This window comes from Mesorhizobium sp. B264B1B, assembly GCF_020165765.1.
GTDB lineage: Bacteria > Pseudomonadota > Alphaproteobacteria > Rhizobiales > Rhizobiaceae > Mesorhizobium.
Map to the genome: position 1 here is coordinate 24148 of NZ_JAIUIS010000003.1, position 17654 is coordinate 41801.

General features: G+C 65.0%; 16 protein-coding genes. 8 read left to right on the forward strand and 8 right to left on the reverse strand.

Annotated elements, in window-relative coordinates; all coding sequences use genetic code 11:
• The 4 genes from LB547_RS06705 to LB547_RS06720 all read right to left on the reverse strand — a co-directional run bounded on the left by LB547_RS06705 (position 1) and on the right by LB547_RS06720 (position 4891).
• Positions 1 to 663 carry an aminotransferase class IV family protein gene (locus LB547_RS06705; RefSeq protein WP_140522390.1) on the reverse strand — a complete coding sequence of 221 codons (663 nt, stop codon included), beginning with the start codon at positions 661 to 663 and terminating at the stop codon, positions 1 to 3.
• Positions 612 to 1757 carry an aminodeoxychorismate synthase component I gene (locus LB547_RS06710; RefSeq protein ID WP_140513676.1) on the reverse strand — a complete coding sequence of 382 codons (1146 nt, stop codon included), beginning with the start codon at positions 1755 to 1757 and terminating at the stop codon, positions 612 to 614. Before LB547_RS06710 ends, LB547_RS06705 begins: the two co-directional genes overlap by 52 nt.
• Positions 1758 to 1950: 193 nt before the next feature.
• On the reverse strand, positions 1951 to 2676 hold the full coding sequence (locus LB547_RS06715; RefSeq protein ID WP_140496270.1) for a proton-conducting membrane transporter: 726 nt from the start codon (positions 2674 to 2676) through the stop codon (positions 1951 to 1953).
• A gap of 376 nt (positions 2677 to 3052) precedes the next feature.
• Positions 3053 to 4891 carry a M3 family oligoendopeptidase gene (locus LB547_RS06720; RefSeq protein ID WP_181171971.1) on the reverse strand — a complete coding sequence of 613 codons (1839 nt, stop codon included), beginning with the start codon at positions 4889 to 4891 and terminating at the stop codon, positions 3053 to 3055.
• A 168-nt stretch (positions 4892 to 5059) separates the two neighbouring features.
• On the opposite strand from LB547_RS06720, the gene LB547_RS06725 reads away from it, so the two are divergent.
• The 3 genes from LB547_RS06725 to LB547_RS06735 all read left to right on the forward strand — a co-directional run bounded on the left by LB547_RS06725 (position 5060) and on the right by LB547_RS06735 (position 9264).
• Positions 5060 to 6595 (forward strand): sigma-54-dependent transcriptional regulator, encoded by a 1536-nt coding sequence (locus LB547_RS06725; protein WP_140522386.1) that lies wholly within the window; start codon positions 5060 to 5062, stop codon positions 6593 to 6595.
• A 469-nt stretch (positions 6596 to 7064) separates the two neighbouring features.
• Positions 7065 to 8891 carry a DUF882 domain-containing protein gene (locus tag LB547_RS06730; RefSeq protein WP_181168319.1) on the forward strand — a complete coding sequence of 609 codons (1827 nt, stop codon included), beginning with the start codon at positions 7065 to 7067 and terminating at the stop codon, positions 8889 to 8891.
• 196 nt (positions 8892 to 9087) lie between these two features.
• On the forward strand, positions 9088 to 9264 hold the full coding sequence (locus LB547_RS06735) for a hypothetical protein (RefSeq protein WP_181177987.1): 177 nt from the start codon (positions 9088 to 9090) through the stop codon (positions 9262 to 9264).
• An 86-nt stretch (positions 9265 to 9350) separates the two neighbouring features.
• On the opposite strand, the gene LB547_RS06740 is transcribed toward LB547_RS06735, so the two are convergent.
• Complete coding sequence (locus tag LB547_RS06740) at positions 9351 to 10223, reverse strand: AraC family transcriptional regulator N-terminal domain-containing protein (protein WP_412033404.1); 873 nt, start codon at positions 10221 to 10223, stop codon at positions 9351 to 9353.
• 240 nt (positions 10224 to 10463) lie between these two features.
• Between LB547_RS06740 and LB547_RS06745 the strand changes: the two genes are divergently transcribed.
• Complete coding sequence (locus LB547_RS06745; protein WP_224655831.1) at positions 10464 to 11222, forward strand: SDR family NAD(P)-dependent oxidoreductase; 759 nt, start codon at positions 10464 to 10466, stop codon at positions 11220 to 11222.
• A gap of 12 nt (positions 11223 to 11234) precedes the next feature.
• Here the strand turns inward: LB547_RS06745 and LB547_RS06750 are convergent, their stop codons facing one another.
• Entirely contained in the window at positions 11235 to 11873 is a 639-nt protein-coding gene (locus tag LB547_RS06750) for a 2-dehydro-3-deoxy-phosphogluconate aldolase (protein WP_140513671.1), read from the reverse strand.
• Between the two features lie 186 nt (positions 11874 to 12059).
• Here LB547_RS06750 and LB547_RS06755 point away from each other — a divergent pair, with 186 nt between their 5' ends.
• From LB547_RS06755 to LB547_RS06765, 3 genes are all read left to right on the forward strand, one after another.
• A complete protein-coding gene (locus LB547_RS06755) occupies positions 12060 to 12989 on the forward strand; it encodes a rhodanese-related sulfurtransferase (RefSeq protein WP_140560315.1) in 930 nt (309 codons plus the stop codon).
• A gap of 116 nt (positions 12990 to 13105) precedes the next feature.
• Positions 13106 to 13846 (forward strand): tellurite resistance TerB family protein, encoded by a 741-nt coding sequence (locus LB547_RS06760; RefSeq protein ID WP_140513669.1) that lies wholly within the window; start codon positions 13106 to 13108, stop codon positions 13844 to 13846.
• A gap of 482 nt (positions 13847 to 14328) precedes the next feature.
• Complete coding sequence (locus LB547_RS06765) at positions 14329 to 15081, forward strand: SDR family oxidoreductase (protein WP_140761398.1); 753 nt, start codon at positions 14329 to 14331, stop codon at positions 15079 to 15081.
• 87 nt (positions 15082 to 15168) lie between these two features.
• On the opposite strand, the gene LB547_RS06770 is transcribed toward LB547_RS06765, so the two are convergent.
• Positions 15169 to 15543, reverse strand: a complete 375-nt coding sequence (locus tag LB547_RS06770) for a YciI family protein (protein ID WP_140496262.1) — start codon at positions 15541 to 15543, stop codon at positions 15169 to 15171.
• 148 nt (positions 15544 to 15691) lie between these two features.
• Positions 15692 to 16876 carry a pyridoxal phosphate-dependent aminotransferase gene (locus LB547_RS06775; protein WP_140513667.1) on the reverse strand — a complete coding sequence of 395 codons (1185 nt, stop codon included), beginning with the start codon at positions 16874 to 16876 and terminating at the stop codon, positions 15692 to 15694.
• A gap of 83 nt (positions 16877 to 16959) precedes the next feature.
• On the opposite strand from LB547_RS06775, the gene LB547_RS06780 reads away from it, so the two are divergent.
• Positions 16960 to 17646, forward strand: a complete 687-nt coding sequence (locus LB547_RS06780) for a GNAT family N-acetyltransferase (protein WP_140522370.1) — start codon at positions 16960 to 16962, stop codon at positions 17644 to 17646.
• Positions 17647 to 17654 lie beyond the last annotated feature (8 nt).

A 17654-nucleotide genomic window follows, 5' to 3' on the forward strand; every position in this document is an offset into this window, starting at 1 on the left:
TCAGATCAGTTTTGCCGGGATCAAGCCGCGCAGTGAATTGCCGACATAGAGCGCCCTGGCGGATTTCAAGTCGTCAAAGCTGTAGATCGCCTCGCGGGCGCGGCCTTCATCCAGAAGCGCGCCGCGCAATATGCCAGGCAGCAGCCCGCAATCGAGGCGGGGCGTCAAAAGCATGCCGTCGCCGAAATCGGCGAAGACATTGGTGATGGTGCCTTCGCACATCTCGCCACGCTCGTTGGCCAACAGCACTTCGTCGGCCTGGGTGATGAGGTATTCGGCACGGGCATGCGCGTAGACCTGCCGGCGGCTGGTCTTGTGGCGCAGCAGCATGTCGTTCGAATCGAGCCTCGTGCGCGCCAGCCGCAGCGTCCAAACCTTATCGGCGGCGAGCGGCTCATAGGGCTGGACCGAGGCGGCCGCGTCGCCACTGCGCGCCAAAGCCAGGCGCGTGCGCAAGGCGTTGCGCGCGCCATCGACAGCCTTGCCCAACACGTCACCGATACGTTGCGGGTCGCAGGCAAAACCGAGTTCGGCCGCCGAACCATAGAGGCGCGCCAGATGCCGCTCCAAGCGCAGGAAGCCCGTGGCCGGCTCCCAGCGCATGGTCTCGATCAATTCGAAACCGGCGGCGTTCCCGTCGCGAAGCGGGCTTTCAAGAGACACTCCTGATACTCCTCCTGCGCGGTTGAATCGAAGACGATGCCGCCGCCGACATTGTAGACGGCCTCGCCGCCGGGAAAGAGCGAGATGGTGCGGATCGCCACGGAAAAGCGCATCGTGCCGCCTGGTGCGATCCAGCCGATGGCGCCGCAATAGACATCACGGGGCGTGCCTTCAAGGTCATGCAGGATCTCCATGGCGCGGATTTTCGGCGCGCCGGTGATGGAGCCGCAGGGAAACAGCGCGGCAAAGATCTGGCGGATCGTGAGGCCCGGCAGCAGCTTCGCCCTGACGTCGCTCACCATCTGGTGGACGGTCGGATAGGTTTCGATGCGGAACAGCTCGGGCACTTCCAGCGTGCCGACCTCGCTGATCAGCGAGATGTCGTTGCGAAGCAGGTCGACGATCATCCGGTTCTCGGCCTGGTTCTTCTCGTCATTGCGCAGGAAGGTTTTCTGGCGCTCGTCGTCGGCTTCCGTCGCACCACGCGGCGCCGTGCCCTTCATCGGATGGGTCTCGACCATGCCCTGGGCGTCGATCTCGAAGAACAGTTCGGGTGAGCGCGACAGCACGACCGGATCGCCAAGCGAAACCAGGGCACCATATTTCACCGGCTGGCGTTCGGTCAGCGCGTCGAAGGCGGCGAGCGGATCGCCCGACCATTGCGCATGCACCGGGAAGGTCAGGTTGCCCTGGTAGCAGTCGCCTTGCCTGATGTGCCGGTGCAGCCGCGAGAACCGCTTCTCGTAATCCTCGAACGACCATGTCGCCCTTGCATCGAAGATCGGGCCGTTGGTCGCCGCCGCCTTACGGGGCGGCACCGGCTCTTGCACCGGCGCGTCAAAGACGCCCAGGCAGACCAGCGGGGCGCGGCGCCCGGCCGGCAGCAACGGAACCAGCTTCGGCTCCAGCAGGTAGCCCGCCTCGTACGAGAAGTAGCCGGCAAGCCACTTGCCGGCATCATGCGCGGCCTGGGCCGCCTGCAGCGCGGCCGAGAAATCCCGGGCCTCGTGCGCCGTGATGATGTCGTCCGGTCGGTCGAAAACGAGCTGGCGCGCGCTTTCGTCATTGCGGAAAATTGCGGCGGGCAGGGGCATGGAACTCGGGCGTGGATCGATGAAGCCAATGATGGCTCTATATGGGGGGGCAGCCGCGCGCAATCGAGGGAGCGGCACCTTGCCACTTAAACCCGACCTGTCGCCCGATCCGTGGGCAGACCTTGCGGCCAAAAGCAAACCGGCGGCGCTTCGTTCGCGCCGCCGGCCGCAATCGTCGGATCTGCCCTGTCGCTCAGGTGTTGCTGGCGGTTCCAGCCGACGGAAACTGCCTGGCGAATTCCGCCTCGTTGCCGGCGGCGAGCAGCTTGGCCTGCTCGATCCAGCGCTCGCGCGCGATACGGCCGTCGAAATTCATGACGTCCTCGATCCGCTTGATATCAGCGGCTGTCCAGGCGGCGATCTGGGCAAAGCTGGTGACGCCTTGTGCCCTGAGCAGTTTCTCGTTGACCGGGCCGATACCGATCAGCCGGCGCAGATTGTCGGGTTTGCCGGAAGCCGCCTTGGCCGGCGCGGCCTTCGCCGGTGCCGCCTTCCTGGGCGCCACGCTGGCCTTGGGTGCCGCCTTGGCGGCAGCGGCCTTCGGCGCGCCAGTCTTCGCGGCGCTGGAAGCGGCCTTGGCCGCAGCCGGCTTCCTGGGCGCCGGCTTGGCCGCCGGAGCGGATTTGGCAGGGGTGGGCGTCGACATCAAGGCGGCCGGCGCCGGCGCCGCCGCCTTTGCCGGGCCGGAGCCGGTCGAGGCCTCGCGCAGCTGGCGCTCGAGATCGGCGCGGGTGCGCCCGCAGGCATCCAACTCGCCGGTCAGGCGATCGCTGTCGGCCCGCAGCCGGTCGCGCTCGCTGCGTGTGCGGTCGAGGTCGCCGCGCAAGCTGTCGAGCTCACCGCGCAGGCGTCCCCAGATGAACCAGCCAACCAGCACACCCACAAGGAACGCCAGGAGCATGTAGAAAAAAGTGCCCATTGTCTCTCTCTCCAGTCAGATCCGTCTGCCGCGGCATTGGACTTAATGACCTTCGGCGAAGGACTACTCGATGATGGTTCGGCCGCCTGCGGAACAGCCGGCCTCAGTCGAGCCGTCGGCGTCGGCTTTGCAAGCCATGGCCAATGGCCGTCGTCGCGTGCACCGGAACGCCGCGATCGGCTGAGACTTCCCCGCCCGACCCGCATGCTCCGGCTGAGCTTGGCGGGGAGGCTATCATAGAGCTTACGGAAAGCTATGGGAAAACTACGAAAGAGAGTTATTCAAGAACAGATATTTAGACCAAGAATAGTGTGGGCCCAATATGCATTCCGGCTAAACTGTTCTGAGCAGGTGGGGACGACGTACAGAAGACGCCTCAGTTGTCGAGCGCTTCCAGCTCGTCGATCAAGCCGCTGATCACGCCAAGCCCGATCTGCCAGAAGGCGGGATCGGTGGCATCGAGGCCGAAAGGCGCCAGAAGCTGCGAATGATGCTTGGTGCCGCCGGCGCGCAGCATCTCGAAATATTTGTCCTGGAAGCCGCGCTCGGCGTTCTGGTAGACCGCGTAGAGCGAGTTCACCAGACAGTCGCCGAACGCATAGGCGTAGACGTAGAAGGGCGAATGGATGAAGTGCGGGATGTAGGTCCAGAAGACTTCGTAGCCGTCGCGCAACTTTATCGCCGGGCCCAGACTTTCCGCCTGCACCTCCAGCCAGAATTGGCCGAGCCTGTCGGATGTCAGTTCGCCGTTGCGGCGCTCCGCATGCACCTTGCGCTCGAATTCGTAGAAGGCGATCTGGCGCACGACCGTGTTGATCATGTCCTCGACCTTCTGGGCGAGCATGGCCTTGCGCTCGCGCCTGTCGGTGGTCTGCTCGAGCAACGAGCGGAAGGTCAGCATCTCGCCGAAAACGGACGCCGTCTCGGCCAGCGTTAGCGGCGTCGAGGCCATCAGCGCGCCCTGGCCGCCGGCCAGCACCTGATGCACGCCATGGCCAAGCTCATGCGCCAGCGTCATCACATCGCGCGGCTTGCCCATGTAGTTGAGCAGTACGTAGGGGTGCGCCGAAGGCACGGTCGGATGGGCGAAGGCGCCGGGGGATTTGCCTGGGCGCACCGGCGCGTCGATCCAGTTGCGGTCGAAGAAAGTCCGCGCGATCTCGGCCATCTCGGGCGAGAAGCGCTGATAGGCGGACAGCACCGTGTTCCTGGCCTCGTCCCAGCCAATCACCGCCTGCGGCGTCTCCGGCAACGGCGCGTTGCGGTCCCAGTGGTTCATCACCTCCATGCCCAGCCAGCGCGCCTTCATCCGGTAATAGCGGTGTGACAGGCGCGGATAGGCCTCGCGCACCGCCGAAGCCAGCGCATCGACCACACCGCGCTCGACGCGGTTGGCGAGATGGCGTGAATCGGCGATGTCCTCGAAACCGCGCCAGCGGTCCGAGATTTCCTTGTCCTTGGCCAGCGTGTTGGTGACCAGCGTGAAGGTGCGCAAATTCCTCCGGAAGGTCTGGGCGAGCGCCTCGGAGGCGCGGCGTCGCACCTCGCCGTCGGCATCCTGCAATCGGTTCAGGGCCGGTTCCAGCGTCAGCTCCTCGCCGTCGACGTCGAAGCGCAGGTCCGTCATAGTCTCGTCGAACAGCCGGTTCCAGGCGCCGCGCCCGGTGATCGACTTCTCGTGGAACAGCTGCTCGACGCGATCCTCGAGCTGATAGGGCTTGTCCAGGCGCAGATCGAGCACCCAGGGCCGGTAATGACCGAAGGCGGGGTCGGCGGCGAGCGCGCCCTCGATGGCCGCGTCGTCGATCAGGTTCAGTTCGAGCGCGAAGAACAGAAGATGCGCGCTGGCGTCGGTCATCTTCTCCTGGATGTCGCCATAGAGCTTGGCGCGCTGCGGATCGGCGGTGTTGCCGGCGTAGATGAGGCCGGCATAGGAGACGATGCGGCCGATCAGCTCTTCCAGAGCCTCATAGGCGACAAGCGCCTCGCCCAGCCTGCCTGCGCTGCCGCGCTCGGCCTCGGCGGACAGCGTGCCCTTCCAGCGGCTCTCGAAGGCGACCGCATCGGCGGCGGCTTTCGCGATGTCGCGCTTCAGCTCCGGCGCCTCCATGCCCGCATAGAGGTCGGCAAGATTCCATTCCGGCAGATCGCCAAGCTCGGCGGCGCCCTGACCGGAAGCTGGCGCCGCAAGCCGCCGATCAAACATCACGCGCATCGACAATACCTTCTTTGAATCGAGTGGCCGGGCCCAGGGCCAGAATCAGGAGAACGGAGAAGCCGGTCAAATCCTAAGGAATTCGTTCACCGGGTTTTTTGAAACCTTATTTAGAACCCTGTGCCAAGATGGTCCATGGGGATATCAGGCGGGCGGCTCAAGACAGTCATGACAGGTTCCATACTCATAGTCGATGACGATCCCGTGCAGCGCCGGCTGCTCGAGGCGGCGGTGACGCGGTTCGGCCACACCGCAATCGTCGTCGACGGGGGCGCCGCCGGCCTCGACGCCCTCGACGGACCCGGCGCCCGCGACGTGTCGGTGGTCATCCTCGATCTGGTCATGCCTGATCTCGATGGCATCGGCGTGCTCAAGGCGATGCGCGAGCGCGGCATCACCATCCCGGTCATCGTGCAGACCGCCCAGGGCGGCATCGAGACCGTGGTTTCCGCGATGCGCCACGGCGCCTTCGACTTCGTCGTCAAGCCGGCCTCTCCCGACAGGCTGCAGGCCTCGATCGCCAACGCGCTCAAGGTTGAGGCTGTCGAAGGCGAGGTCAAGCGCACGTCGCGCCGGCGCGGCGGGCTGCTGACCTTCAGGGACATGATCACGCACAGTCCCGCCATGGACAAGGTGATCCGCCTCGGCCAGAAAGCGGCGGCATCCAACATCCCGATCCTGATCGAGGGCGAATCCGGCGTCGGCAAGGAACTGGTGGCGCGCGCCATACAAGGCAGCGGCGACCGCCGCTCGAAACCGTTCGTCACCGTCAATTGCGGCGCCATTCCCGACAATCTGGTCGAATCGATCCTGTTCGGCCATGAGAAGGGCTCGTTCACCGGAGCCACGGAGAAGCACACCGGCAAATTCGTCGAAGCGCATTCGGGCACGCTGTTTCTGGACGAGATCGGCGACCTGCCGCTCGACGTGCAGGTCAAGCTGCTGCGCGCCGTCCAGGATGGCGAGGTCGATCCGGTCGGCGGCCGCGCCACGGTCCGGGTCGACATCAGGCTGATTTCGGCGACGCACCGCAATCTCCTGCAGCAGGTCAAGGACGGCAAGTTCCGCGAGGACCTGTTCTACCGGCTCAACGTCTATCCGATCTATGTGCCGCCCTTGCGCGACCGCCGCGACGACATTCCCGATCTGGTCGCACATTTCATGGAGAAGGTGGCTCCGGCAGACCCGCGCCATCGCCTGCGGGGCATTTCGGCGGCGGCGCTCGCCGTGCTCCAGGCCTATGACTGGCCCGGCAACATCCGGCAGCTGGAAAATGCCGTCTTCCGCGCCTCGGTGCTGTGCGAAGGCGATGTGCTCGGCGTCGAGGATTTCCCGCAAATCCGCGCCCAGGTGGAGGGCACGGTCCGTCTCGATGTGGACATCGCGCCGACCGGCCCGGCTTTGGCCGTAGAACCGCGCGATGAGCCGGCGCTGGCCGGCGAGGGCGTTTCGGCTGCCGAACCCGAATCGCCGACGCGGCTTCAGCCACGCTTCGGCACGCTGCGCGCGCTCGACGAGCGCGGCAATGTGCGCGCGCTGGCGGATGTCGAACTGGAGATGATCAAGCTCGCCATCGATCACTACAACGGCCAGATGAGCGAAGTCGCCCGCCGCCTCGGCATCGGCCGCTCGACGCTTTACCGCAAGCTCAAGGAATACGGCATCGATCCGGAAACCGGCAGGCTCGACCGGCTCGCTTCCTGAGGGCGCTATCGCGCACAGCCGCCCGATGTCCGGCCTGAGAGCGGTCGGCCCGAGTGCGGTCACGCAAGGCCGGGACCAGCTTGCGCTGCCATCATGTCGCCGGTGCATTGACTGGACCGGAGTGTGGCGCGCCGATGGCGACGTCCCCGACGGTCCCGTTCACGCATTAAGGCTAACGGTAACAGATCGTGTTTCGGCCAAACGAGGAATCATGATCTAAACCAGCGGTTTACCAAGAAACCTTGTGGACAATTTTTGGCGGGATATCGCCACGGTCTTACCGCATTTCGGCTTCAATAAGCGATGATTAACCATTAGGATCGATATTCGGATGTGACAACGACACGTCCGTTTGGGCAAATCCGGGGACAAACGGCAGCCTGCAAGGCCTTTTGATTTGAACAGAATCGAACGACACACAAACGGGCGGCACTATCATTTGAGCGTCTGGCCGAAGTGGCTGGCGGCCATGATTGTCGCATTTGGTTTTCTTGCCGCTGCCGCAACCGGCGCCAGGGCCGAAGTGCGTTCGTTGAAGCTCTACCACCTCCACACGCACGAGAAGGCGGAGATCGTCTACAAGCGCAACGGCCGTTACGATCAGGCCGGGCTGAGGAAGATCAACATCATCCTGCGCGACTGGCGCCGCAACGAGCCGACCAAGATGGACCCGCGCCTGCTGGACCTGGTCTGGGAAGCCTATCGGGAAAGCGGCGCCACCGACTATATCCAGGTGGTTTGCGGCTATCGCTCGCCGTCGACGAACTCGATGCTGCGCAGTCGCAGCAAGGGTGTCGCCGAGAAGAGCCAGCACATGCTCGGCAAGGCGATGGACTTCTACATTCCGGGCGTGCCGCTGAAGAAGCTGCGCAATATCGGGCTCAAGATGCAGGGCGGCGGCGTCGGCTACTATCCGAGATCCGGTTCGCCGTTCGTCCACATGGATGTCGGCAATGTGCGCCATTGGCCCGGCATCAGCCGACAGGAACTGGTGAGCCTGTTCCCGAACGGCAAGACGCTGCACGTGCCGAGCGACGGCCGGCCGCTGCCTGGCTTTGAGCAGGCGCTTGCCTCATACAAGGCACGCAAGGGCTCCGGCGGCGCCGCCATCGAGCTGGCCAGCGCCGGCGGTGGTTCCAAAAGGTCCGGCGGACTCCTGGCTGCCTTCTTCGGCGGCGGCGACGACGAGGCCGACGACAGCGCCGATGTCGCATCGGCAGAGCCGGCGCCGAAGCCGAGAAGCGTGAAGCCGGTACCGGCGAGCACCGCCAAGAGCGGCACCCTGCCGGGGATCGCGATCGTGGCGCCCGAGAACGCCAAGCGCGCCGAGATCCCGCAGGTCGCCGAGGAGCAGGCCCCGGAGCCGGAAAAGGATACGCCCGAGACCATCATCGCGGCGTTGCCGGCACGCAGCATCCCGCTGCCCGATTTCGCGCCGCGGCCGAAAGTCGATGTCGGCGCGCAGCCGCCTGAAAATGTTCCCTTCGGCATGGCGGATGCGACGGCCAGCACCGAACAGACCGTGGCAACCGTGCAGACGCCGGCGAATATGCCTTTCGGCAAGGCTGATCCCTCGGCGGTCGCCGCCGATGCAGCGCAGGTTGCCGCCAACAACATACCTTTGCCGACATGGCGCCCCGAACACACGTTGCCGGCGGTGCTGGCGCCTGCGCCCAGCAAGGATGTGCTGATGGCGCTGGCCGAGACGGCCGAGCGTGGCAAGACCGCGACCGATGCCTTCTCGGTGCTGCCGAGCGCGCGGCCGGATATGACCAATATCGATGCGGCCAAGCCCGATGCGGTCAAGCCCGATGCGGTCAAGGCCGTGCTCGACGAGGCCGAGGCGCTTCCCGTGCAGGCTGACTATTATCGGGTTGCGTCGTTGTCCGAGCCTCGTTCGGCTTTCAACGACCCGTCCGGCGTCGATGCCGCATCGCCGCGCGAGGCCGTCGTCGCCCGCGCTGCCGGTTCCGATCCGGTCGCCGCGATCGGCGCCGGCGTGAAGACGACCCGCAAGGAGGCCAGAGCCACCGCCCGCGACCTGAAACCCGGTCCCAAGGCCATCGTAGTCGCCGCCGCGCCGCAGGCCGCCCGCTGGGCGCTGACCAGCGGCGAGAATGTCGCGACGGTTTCGAGCGCCACGACGGCGCCGGGCTACGCCTACAATGTGGTCCACACGCCGCCGAGCGAGGTCTACACGGCCGGCTTCCAGCAGGGGGATCAGATGGCGGATGCCAACCGTTTCACCGGCAATGCCGTAAAATTCCTGTCCGTCGCGCGCTTCCAGACGAAGTAGCGTGAAGACCGGGCATCCGAAAGCCCCGCCGGGCAACCGGCGCGGCTTTCGTTGTCAGCCGGCTGTGTGCGGCAACAATGGCATGCATGAAGCCGGCCCCGGCCCCGCGGGATCACGGGTGCCTGAACTTCTCGTGAAAAGGTAAAAGCCGCCTATTTCCCGGCTAGAATGGCTGCGTTCCAACCCGGGGATATTCATGAAGAAGATTCTATTGGCATCCGTCCTGGCGCTGGTGGCGGCATCGGCGGCTATTGGGCCCTCGCAAGCCGAAACCGTGATCATCAAAAATGGCAAGCATCACTGCCGGACCAAGATGGTCACGCATTGGAAGCATCACCACAAGGCGGTCGAGAAGGTCAGGGTCTGCAACTGACCGCCAAGACACCACTGACTATCATGGCACCAGATTAGCCCGATCGGCGCAAGCCGGCCGGGCTTTTTCGTGCCGCCCGGGATGGTTCAGTCGATGTCCAGCGCGGCCGCTTCGCCCCGCGCCAGAAGCCGCGCGGCATCGCGTGCAGGCGGCAACCCGAACTGACGCGCATACTCCCGGCTGAACTGCGAAGCGCTTTCATAGCCCACGGTAAAGGCAACCCGCGCGGCGTTTCCCGGCTGGGCCAGCAGCAGGTGGCGGGCCTCCAGCAGGCGGACCTGCTTCTGGTACTGGATCGGGCTCATCGCCGTCGCCGCCTTGAAGTGGCGATGAAACGCAGCGCTGCTCATATTGGCGAGCTCGGCCAACCGCCGCACCTCGATAGGCTCGTCATAGTGAGCCCGGATCCAGGCGGTCGCCCGGCGGATCTGTGACAAGCGGCTGTCGGCGCCGGCGAGCTGGCGCAACTTCGCGCCTTGCGGGCCTTGCAACAGGCGAAACAATATCTCGCGCTCGAGCAGGGGAGCGAGCACGGGAATCTCGGCGGGCCTGTCGAGCAGCCGCAGCATCCGGCGCCACGCGTCGAGCAGGTCGTCATTGGCCAGGCAGGTCATGAAATCGTCGCCACCGACGGCCGGCTCGTGCTCGATGAGCAGGGCTGCGATCGCCTTGACATCGAGGGCGAAGCCGATGGCCACATAGGGATGCGCGGTGCTCGCCTCGATCAGCTGGCTGGTGGCGGGTGTCTCGACTGCGTAGACGAAATAGCTGCCGGCTTGATAACGAAGCGTACGCTCGCCGATCAGCACCGATTTCGTGCCTTGCAGCACGAACAGCGCCGTCGGCTGACAAAGCTCGGGCATAGGCGGCGTCGGGACCTCGCTGCGGCCGATCGTAACGCGAGGGATCGCCGTCCTTGTCCGCCGTCCATGCGCATGGCGGGCGGCGATGGCGATCAATTCCAGCAGCGCCTCTCTCATCGTTCCAGCATTGCCGATCCGCGTGGGCCGCGCAACCAGGTGAGAGGATCGGGCAAGAGCAAGAGAGTTTTCGGCGCGCGAGGCGGGCGGCAATCCGCCATCTCTAAGGCGCGTCGCGTTTGGCGGCGTGTTTTGGGCCTTTGTTTTATGCATGTCGTTTTCCCGGACCGGGCCACTTCCAGGCGACAGGCATCAGGCCTCCACAAAGGAGATTTGGATATGACGACATCGAAGCGCGCACTGGTGACCGGCGCCAACAAGGGCATCGGCCTGGAGACCGCACGGCGCCTGGCGGCGACAGGATTCAAGGTCTGGCTCGGCGCCCGCGCCGCCGAACGCGGCGCCGCGGCGGCGCAGGCGCTGCGCAACGAAGGGCTCGACGTCGAGTGGCTCGAACTCGACGTCGTCGATGACGAAAGCGCGGCGGTCGCCGCCAGGACCGTCGCGGCGCGGGTAGCCAGCCTCGACGTGCTGGTCAACAATGCCGGCATTGCTCCTGGATATGTCGACGCGCTCGGCCCCGACGAGCGCTATGAGCTGCCGCCGAGCCGGGAGAATATCGCCGACATCAAGGCCACCTATGATGTCAACGTCTTCGGCCCGATCCGGGTCACCCAGGCATTCCTGCCGCTCTTGCTGGCATCGCCCGCCGGCCGCATCGTCATGGTGAGCAGCTATATCGGCTCGATCGCACGCGCGCAGGACGCAACAGGCGAAAACCAGTCGCCCAACATCATGGGCTATGGCAGCTCCAAGACGGCGCTCAACGCGATTACGGTGGCGTTCGCCAGGGAGCTCGCGCCGCGCGGCATCAAGGTGAATGCCGCTGCTCCCGGCTACACCGCGACCGATCTCAACGGGCACAGGGGCGGTCGCACGGTGCAGCAGGCAGCCGAGATCATCGTGCGCCTGGCGACGCTCGATGCCGATGGTCCGACTGCCGGCTATTTCGACGAGAACGGCCCGCTGCGCTGGTGAACGCGAAAGCGCTTATCCGGCGAGCTTGCTCGCGGCGCGTGCGAGAGCTTCGATCTCGTCCCACCTGCCGGCCTTGACCATGTCGTCGGGGGCAACCCAGGAGCCGCCGACGCAGATGACATTGGGCAGGCTGAGATAGTCGGCCGCGTTCTTGCCGGTGATGCCGCCGGTCGGGCAGAATTTCACGTCGGCGAGCGGCGAGGCGAATGCCTTCAGCGAGGCGATGCCGCCGGACTGCTCGGCCGGGAAGAACTTCAGGAAGCGCAGCCCGGCTTCGCGCGCGGCCATAATCTCGCCGGGCGTGATGGCGCCGGGCAGCAGCGGAACCTCGCTGTCGGCGGCGCCTGCCAGAAGCTCGCGGGTTATGCCCGGGCTGACGATGAATTGCGAGCCGGCGGCGGCCGCCTCATCGAACTGGCGCGCATCCAGAATGGTGCCGGCACCAACGATGGCTTCCTCGACCTCGCCGGCCACGCGGCGGATCGCTTCCAGCGCATCCGCGGTCCTGAGCGTGATCTCGATCGCCGGCAGGCCGCCGCGCGCCAGGGCGCGGGCCAACGGCACCGCATTGGCAACATCAGTGATCTTCAGCACCGGGATGACCGGCTGACCGTTGAGCAACGACAGGAGTTTTTCGGTCTTGCTGGGCATCTTCTTCTCCATATCGTTGTCAATTCAACCGATTAGCAGACGGATATTTTCCTGTCCACGCAACCGGGCGTGTCGTGATGTCACGCACGCCGGGTAGCTTACGGGCTCTTCCGGAACAGGGCCTGACAGGCCGTCAAACCCGTTTCACCTTGAAACGGCTTTTACGAGCGTCTAGTTGCTCTGGCAATGACACCGTCCGCGCCATCCCAGCCTGTCCGCGTCGCCGCGCTCTACAAATTTGCCCGGCTCGACGCCTTCCAGGCGCTGCGAGCGCCACTGGCTGCCTTCTGCTGTGGGCGCGGCATCCGGGGTACGCTGCTTCTGGCGCATGAAGGCATCAACGGCACGGTCGCCGGTAGCGATGCGGCGATTGCCGAACTGATCGACCATCTCGAAGCCATCGACGGGCTGTCCGGCCTCGAGGTGAAATACAGCAGCGCCGCGCAAACGCCCTTCCACCGCATGAAGGTGCGGCTGAAGCGCGAGATCGTCACCATGGGTGTCGAAGACATCGACCCGGCGAAGAGTGCCGGCACCTATGTCGCGCCGGCCGACTGGAACGCGCTGATTTCCCAACCCGACACGATCGTCATCGACACGCGCAACGCCTACGAAGTGTCGATCGGCACCTTCAAGGGCGCCATCGATCCGGCGACCGCGAGCTTTCGCGAATTCCCGGCCTGGGTGGAAGAGCACCGCGCGGAACTGGAAGGCCGCAAGGTCGCCATGTTCTGCACTGGCGGCATACGCTGCGAGAAGGCGACGGCCTATGTCAGGTCGCTTGGTCTCGAGGAGGTGTTCCATCTCAAGGGCGGCATCCTGAAATACCTCGAAGAGGTGCCGGCCGAAGACAGCCTGTGGCAAGGCGAATGCTTCGTCTTCGACGAACGGGTTTCGGTGTCGCACGGCCTCGCCGAGGGCGACGCCGAGCTGTGCCGCGCCTGCCGGCATCCACTGACCTTGGACGAGCTGACATCGCCGAAATTTGCCGCCGGCGTCTCCTGCCCGCATTGTTTCGACGCTCGGTCGGACGACGACCGCCAGCGCTATGCCGAGCGCCAGCGGCAGGTCGAGCTGGCGCAGGCGCGGGGCAGGGGACCGCATATCGGGTCCTGATCAAGGCGCCTGGGCCGGGGCAAAGCGGCCGCCCGTCATTGCAATGCCAGGTTTCGGGACCTACGTCTTCGGCGTTCGAAACCTGCCCGTTCGGCCGGGCAATCCTGGAGGCATTGATGTTCGATCCCAAGAAGCTTCTCGACGATCTGCTCGGCTCGCAAATTCCCGGCACCGGCGGCACGGTCCGCGACAAGGCCGGACAGGCGGTGCAGATGGCCAAGGACAATCCTCTTGCGGCGGGCGCGCTGGCCGCGGTGCTGCTTGGAACCGGCGCCGGGCGCCAGGTCACCGGTGCCGCCGTCAAGCTCGGCGGGTTGGCAGCGATCGGTGGCCTCGCCTACAAGGCCTACCAGAACTACAAGGCCGGCAATGCACCCGAGCAGGCGCCGGCGGCCGGCGAACCGGAATTGCTGCCGCCGCCGAAGGACACTGCGTTCCACCCGTCGCAAGCGCCGCAGGGCGAGGACGAATTCACGCTGACCCTGGTGCGGGCGATGATCTCGGCGGCCAAGGCCGACGGCCATGTCGACGATGAGGAGCGCAAGAAGATCGCCGGCAAGCTGAGCCTCGCGGGGATCGGTTCCGATGCGGAAAAATTCCTGATGGCGGAGCTGGAGAACCCGCTCGACCTCGACACGCTGGTGGCCGGCGCCAAGACCGACGCGCAGAAGCTTGAGCTCTACACCGCGTCGCGCCTTACAATCGATCCCGACACACGCGCCGAGCGCGGCTATCTCGATCTGCTCGCGGGCCGGCTCGGCCTGCCGGATGCGCTGATCGACCATGTCGAGGCAACGGTTTCGGCGGTCAAAGTGCCGGCTGCCAAGGCCGGGACCTCACCCAATCCACGCTGGTAGGCCAAAACGGAACAGGCGGGCCTTCGTGGCGTTAACCTCTCGTTAACCCAGGAAGCGCATGATTCTAGACAGTCGGATCGGCTTTCCTCCTCCCAAGTCCGGTCCAGATCAGGGCGGTCGCCAATGACCGCCCTTTTTGTCGGCCCTCCGTGCTTCTCCCAAAAACGAATTGCGCTTTTCGGTACCCGGCCAGGCTCCGAACCCTTGATAGGAATTTTTTCCTTGACGGGGTGACGGCAACTATGGTAGATATTTGGTTATGGTGCTGAGTTGCGCCAGGGACTCGCCGCAGGCGGGTTTTCCGTTCAAGGCTCCCTCGACAGCGCGCGGTCGAAGGCCGGACGAAACCTGTCAGCTTGGATTCGTTGCCCTGGACACCAGCGTCCCGCTTGCCATCGCCGCCGTCATTTGCGATGCCTTTTGCCCCTGGACCACCTGAAAATCAGTCGAGCCAAATGCGGCGCAGCCGGAGGATATCTGCCATGACCGAAAAAACCGCCATCGTCACCGGCGCCGGCACGGGCATCGGCAAGAGCGTCGCCAGCGCGCTGCTCAAAGCCGGCTGGAACACCGTGTTCTGCGGACGCCGGAAGGCGCTGCTGGACGAGGCGATCGCCGCGGCCGAGCAGACGGATGCCAAGGCACTGGCTGTCGCCTGCGACATCAGCAAGCCCGGCGAGGTCGATGATTTGTTCGAGACGGTGGCGGAGGCGTTCGGCCGCGTCGACCTGCTCTTCAACAATGCCGGCATGGGCTACAAGTCGGCGCCGATCGACGAGATCCCGGTCGAGGTGTGGAACGATATTGTGGGCGTAAACCTCACCGGTTCGTTCCTGTGCGCCCGCGCGGCCTTCCGCGCCATGCGCAAGCAGAAACCGATGGGCGGCCGCATCATCAACAACGGCTCCATCTCGGCCTACGCGCCGCGCCCGGGATCGGTGCCCTATACCGCGACCAAGCATGCCATCACTGGGCTGACCAAGACGCTGGCGCTCGACGGCCGCCCCTACGACATTGCCTGCGGCCAGATCGACATCGGCAATGCGCTGACCGACATGGCGCAACCGATGACGGTCGGCGTGCCACAGGCCAACGGCTCCATTGCCGCCGAAGCGGTGATGGACGTCCAGCACGTGGCCGACGCCGTCGTCCACATGGCCAGCCTGCCGCTCGAGGCCAATGTGCTGTTCATGACCGTGATGGCGACCAAGATGCCGTTCGTGGGCAGAGGCTGACGAAGCCTTTATTTTTGCGCAATTCCCAAGGGAAAGCGCTACGCGCTTTTCCCGGGAAAACCTCTACGCACTTTTTCTGGAGTTGCCTTAGGCCCCCGCCAGCGCCACGCCCGGCAGATAGAGCGCGATCGGGCGGATCTCGTAGACGGCGGTCGGGTTGACGCGGCGCAGATCGCGCGCGATGGCGATCGCGTCATCGCGCTTGGCGCAATCGACGACATAGAGGCCGAGAAGCTGTTCCTTGGTCTCGGCGAAGGGGCCGTCGATGACGATCCCGTCGCCGGGTCCGCGCAAGGTGCAGGCCGACTGGGTCGCTCCAAGCCGCGCCGAGGGGCCGAGGCTGCCGTTCGCATAGAGCCCGTCGTGGATCTTGAGCAGGTCGGTCATCAGTGCCGCATCTTCCTGCGGCGTCAGTGCCTTGATCGCGTCTTCCACGTGATAGGCAAGAATTGCATAAAACATCGAGGCACCCCATTTCGATCCTGATCCAACGATCGTAGCGGCTCCCCGCACGCAGGCACAGTCTTTGGCCTTGCGCCTCCCGACGCATCATGACATTGCCATGCCGCCAGCGGCAATCGATGCGGACTCGCGGCGAACGCCGGAGGCCTCACTTGGCCAGGAACGCTCCGATCCTGTCCAGCGCGCGCAAAATGTTCTCCTCGGAATTGGCGTAGGAGAGCCTGACATAGCCCTCGCCGAGAATGCCGAAATCGGGGCCGCCGATCAGTGCCACGCCGGCGTCGTCGAGCAGGGCGGAGGCCAGTTGCTTCGCCTTCCAGCCGGTCTTCGACACGTTGGGGAAGGCATAGAAGGCGCCCTTGGGCGTGATGCAGGATATGTTTGGCAGGGCGTTCAGTCCCTCGACCACGATCTTCCTGCGGCGATCGAAGGCGCGCATCATCTTTTCGACGTCGTCCTGCGGGCCGTCTATGGCGGCGATGCCGGCGAATTGGCTGGGCGCGTTAACGCAGGACCAGCAATTGACCGCCAGCTTGCGCACCTTGTCGTAGAGATGGGCGCCCTTGTCGCCGTTCGGCCAGATCGACCAGCCCATGCGCCAGCCGGTCATCGCCCAGGTCTTCGACCAGCCGTTGAGCACGATCAGCCGGTCGCGGATTTCGGGAAACTCGAGCAGCGAGCAGTGTTTTTCGCCATCATAGGTCATCACGTCATAGATTTCGTCGGAGAGGATGGCCACTTGCGGATGTGCCTCCAGTCCCTTGACCAGCTTCTCGATCTCGGCCCGCGGCGTGACGCCGCCGGTCGGGTTGGCCGGCGAATTGAGGATCAGGAGCCGCGTCTTCGAGGTGATCAGCGCCAGCGTCTCATCGGCCGAGAAGGCAAAGCCGTTCTCCTCGCGCATCGGCACGGGGATGGGTGCCGCACCGGTGAACTCGATCATCGAGCGGTAGATGGGAAAACCGGGATCGGGATAGAGGATCTCGGCGCCGGGCTCGCCGAACATCAGGATGGCGGCGAACATGGTCGGCTTGCCGCCGGGCAGGATCATCACCGCCTCGGGCGATACCTCGACCCCGGTCGTGGTCAGCGTGCGGCGCACCACCGCCTCGCGCGTCGCCAACAGGCCGTTCGCCGGCGTGTAGCCGTGGTGGCCGTCGCGCAGCGCCTTGATCGCCGCCTCGACAATGTGCTGCGGCGTCTTGAAGTCGGGCTGGCCGATGCCGAGATTGACGATGTCGCGGCCTTGTTGGGCGAGTGCCGTGGCCCTCGCGAGCACGGCGAAGGCGTTTTCCTCGCCGAGACGATCGAAGGCCGAAATCGTGTGGAGCATTTTTCCCGTCCGTGTGGTTCTTGCTATGCGGTTGCGTTTTTGTGAGCTTCGGCCCGCAAAAGTCAAACGGATTGGAGCTTTCGGTGTCGGAAAATCTCAAGGACTGGCAACCGCGTCCGCGCCCGGAGCGCAAGGTGCTGGAGGGCCGCTATGTCAGGCTTGAGCCGCTGAGCGCCGCGAAGCATGGCGATGGCCTCTATGAAGCGTCTTCCGTGGCCGACGTCGATGGCCGCTTCGCCTGGCTGCCCGACTATCCGCCGGAAACCCGCGCCGCCTTCCAGCCTTGGCTGGACAAGGTGGAGGCGAGCGAGGATCCGCTGTTCTTCGCCGTCATCGACAAACCGAGCGGCAAGGTCGCCGGGCGCCAGACGTTGATGCGCATCGATCCGGCCTATGGCGTCATCGAGATCGGCAACATCTATTGGGGGCCGCTCATCGCGCGCAAGCCGGCGGCGACGGAAGCGCAGTTCCTGTTCATGAAATACATTTTCGACGAGCTCGGCTATCGCCGCTACGAATGGAAATGCAACAACCGCAACGAGCCGTCGAAGCGCGCCGCGGAACGGTTCGGCTTCAAGTTCGAGGGCGTTTTCCGCCAGCACCTGATCGTCAAGGGTGAAAACCGCGACACCGCATGGTATTCGATCATCGACAAGGAATGGCCGGCCTTGCGCAAAGCCTACGAGGCGTGGCTCGATCCGGCCAATTTCGACGGTGCCGGCCAGCAGAAACGACGGCTCGAGGATTTTCGCGCGGAATTCGGCGCTTGAGCTGAATC

Bases quoted from the DNA above. Each gene is read 5' to 3' on its own strand.
- LB547_RS06725 (WP_140522386.1), top strand. From the start codon at position 5,060: ATGACAGGTTCCATACTCATAGTCGATGACGATCCCGTGCAGCGCCGG.
- LB547_RS06750 (WP_140513671.1), bottom strand. From the start codon at position 11,873: ATGCCCAGCAAGACCGAAAAACTCCTGTCGTTGCTCAACGGTCAGCCG.
- LB547_RS06730 (WP_181168319.1), top strand. From the start codon at position 7,065: ATGATTGTCGCATTTGGTTTTCTTGCCGCTGCCGCAACCGGCGCCAGG.
- LB547_RS06720 (WP_181171971.1), bottom strand. From the start codon at position 4,891: ATGCGCGTGATGTTTGATCGGCGGCTTGCGGCGCCAGCTTCCGGTCAG.
- LB547_RS06765 (WP_140761398.1), top strand. From the start codon at position 14,329: ATGACCGAAAAAACCGCCATCGTCACCGGCGCCGGCACGGGCATCGGC.
- LB547_RS06715 (WP_140496270.1), bottom strand. From the start codon at position 2,676: ATGGGCACTTTTTTCTACATGCTCCTGGCGTTCCTTGTGGGTGTGCTG.
- LB547_RS06710 (WP_140513676.1), bottom strand. From the start codon at position 1,757: ATGCCCCTGCCCGCCGCAATTTTCCGCAATGACGAAAGCGCGCGCCAG.
- LB547_RS06755 (WP_140560315.1), top strand. From the start codon at position 12,060: ATGACACCGTCCGCGCCATCCCAGCCTGTCCGCGTCGCCGCGCTCTAC.
- LB547_RS06735 (WP_181177987.1), top strand. From the start codon at position 9,088: ATGAAGAAGATTCTATTGGCATCCGTCCTGGCGCTGGTGGCGGCATCG.
- LB547_RS06745 (WP_224655831.1), top strand. From the start codon at position 10,464: ATGACGACATCGAAGCGCGCACTGGTGACCGGCGCCAACAAGGGCATC.
- LB547_RS06770 (WP_140496262.1), bottom strand. From the start codon at position 15,543: ATGTTTTATGCAATTCTTGCCTATCACGTGGAAGACGCGATCAAGGCA.
- LB547_RS06775 (WP_140513667.1), bottom strand. From the start codon at position 16,876: ATGCTCCACACGATTTCGGCCTTCGATCGTCTCGGCGAGGAAAACGCC.
- LB547_RS06760 (WP_140513669.1), top strand. From the start codon at position 13,106: ATGTTCGATCCCAAGAAGCTTCTCGACGATCTGCTCGGCTCGCAAATT.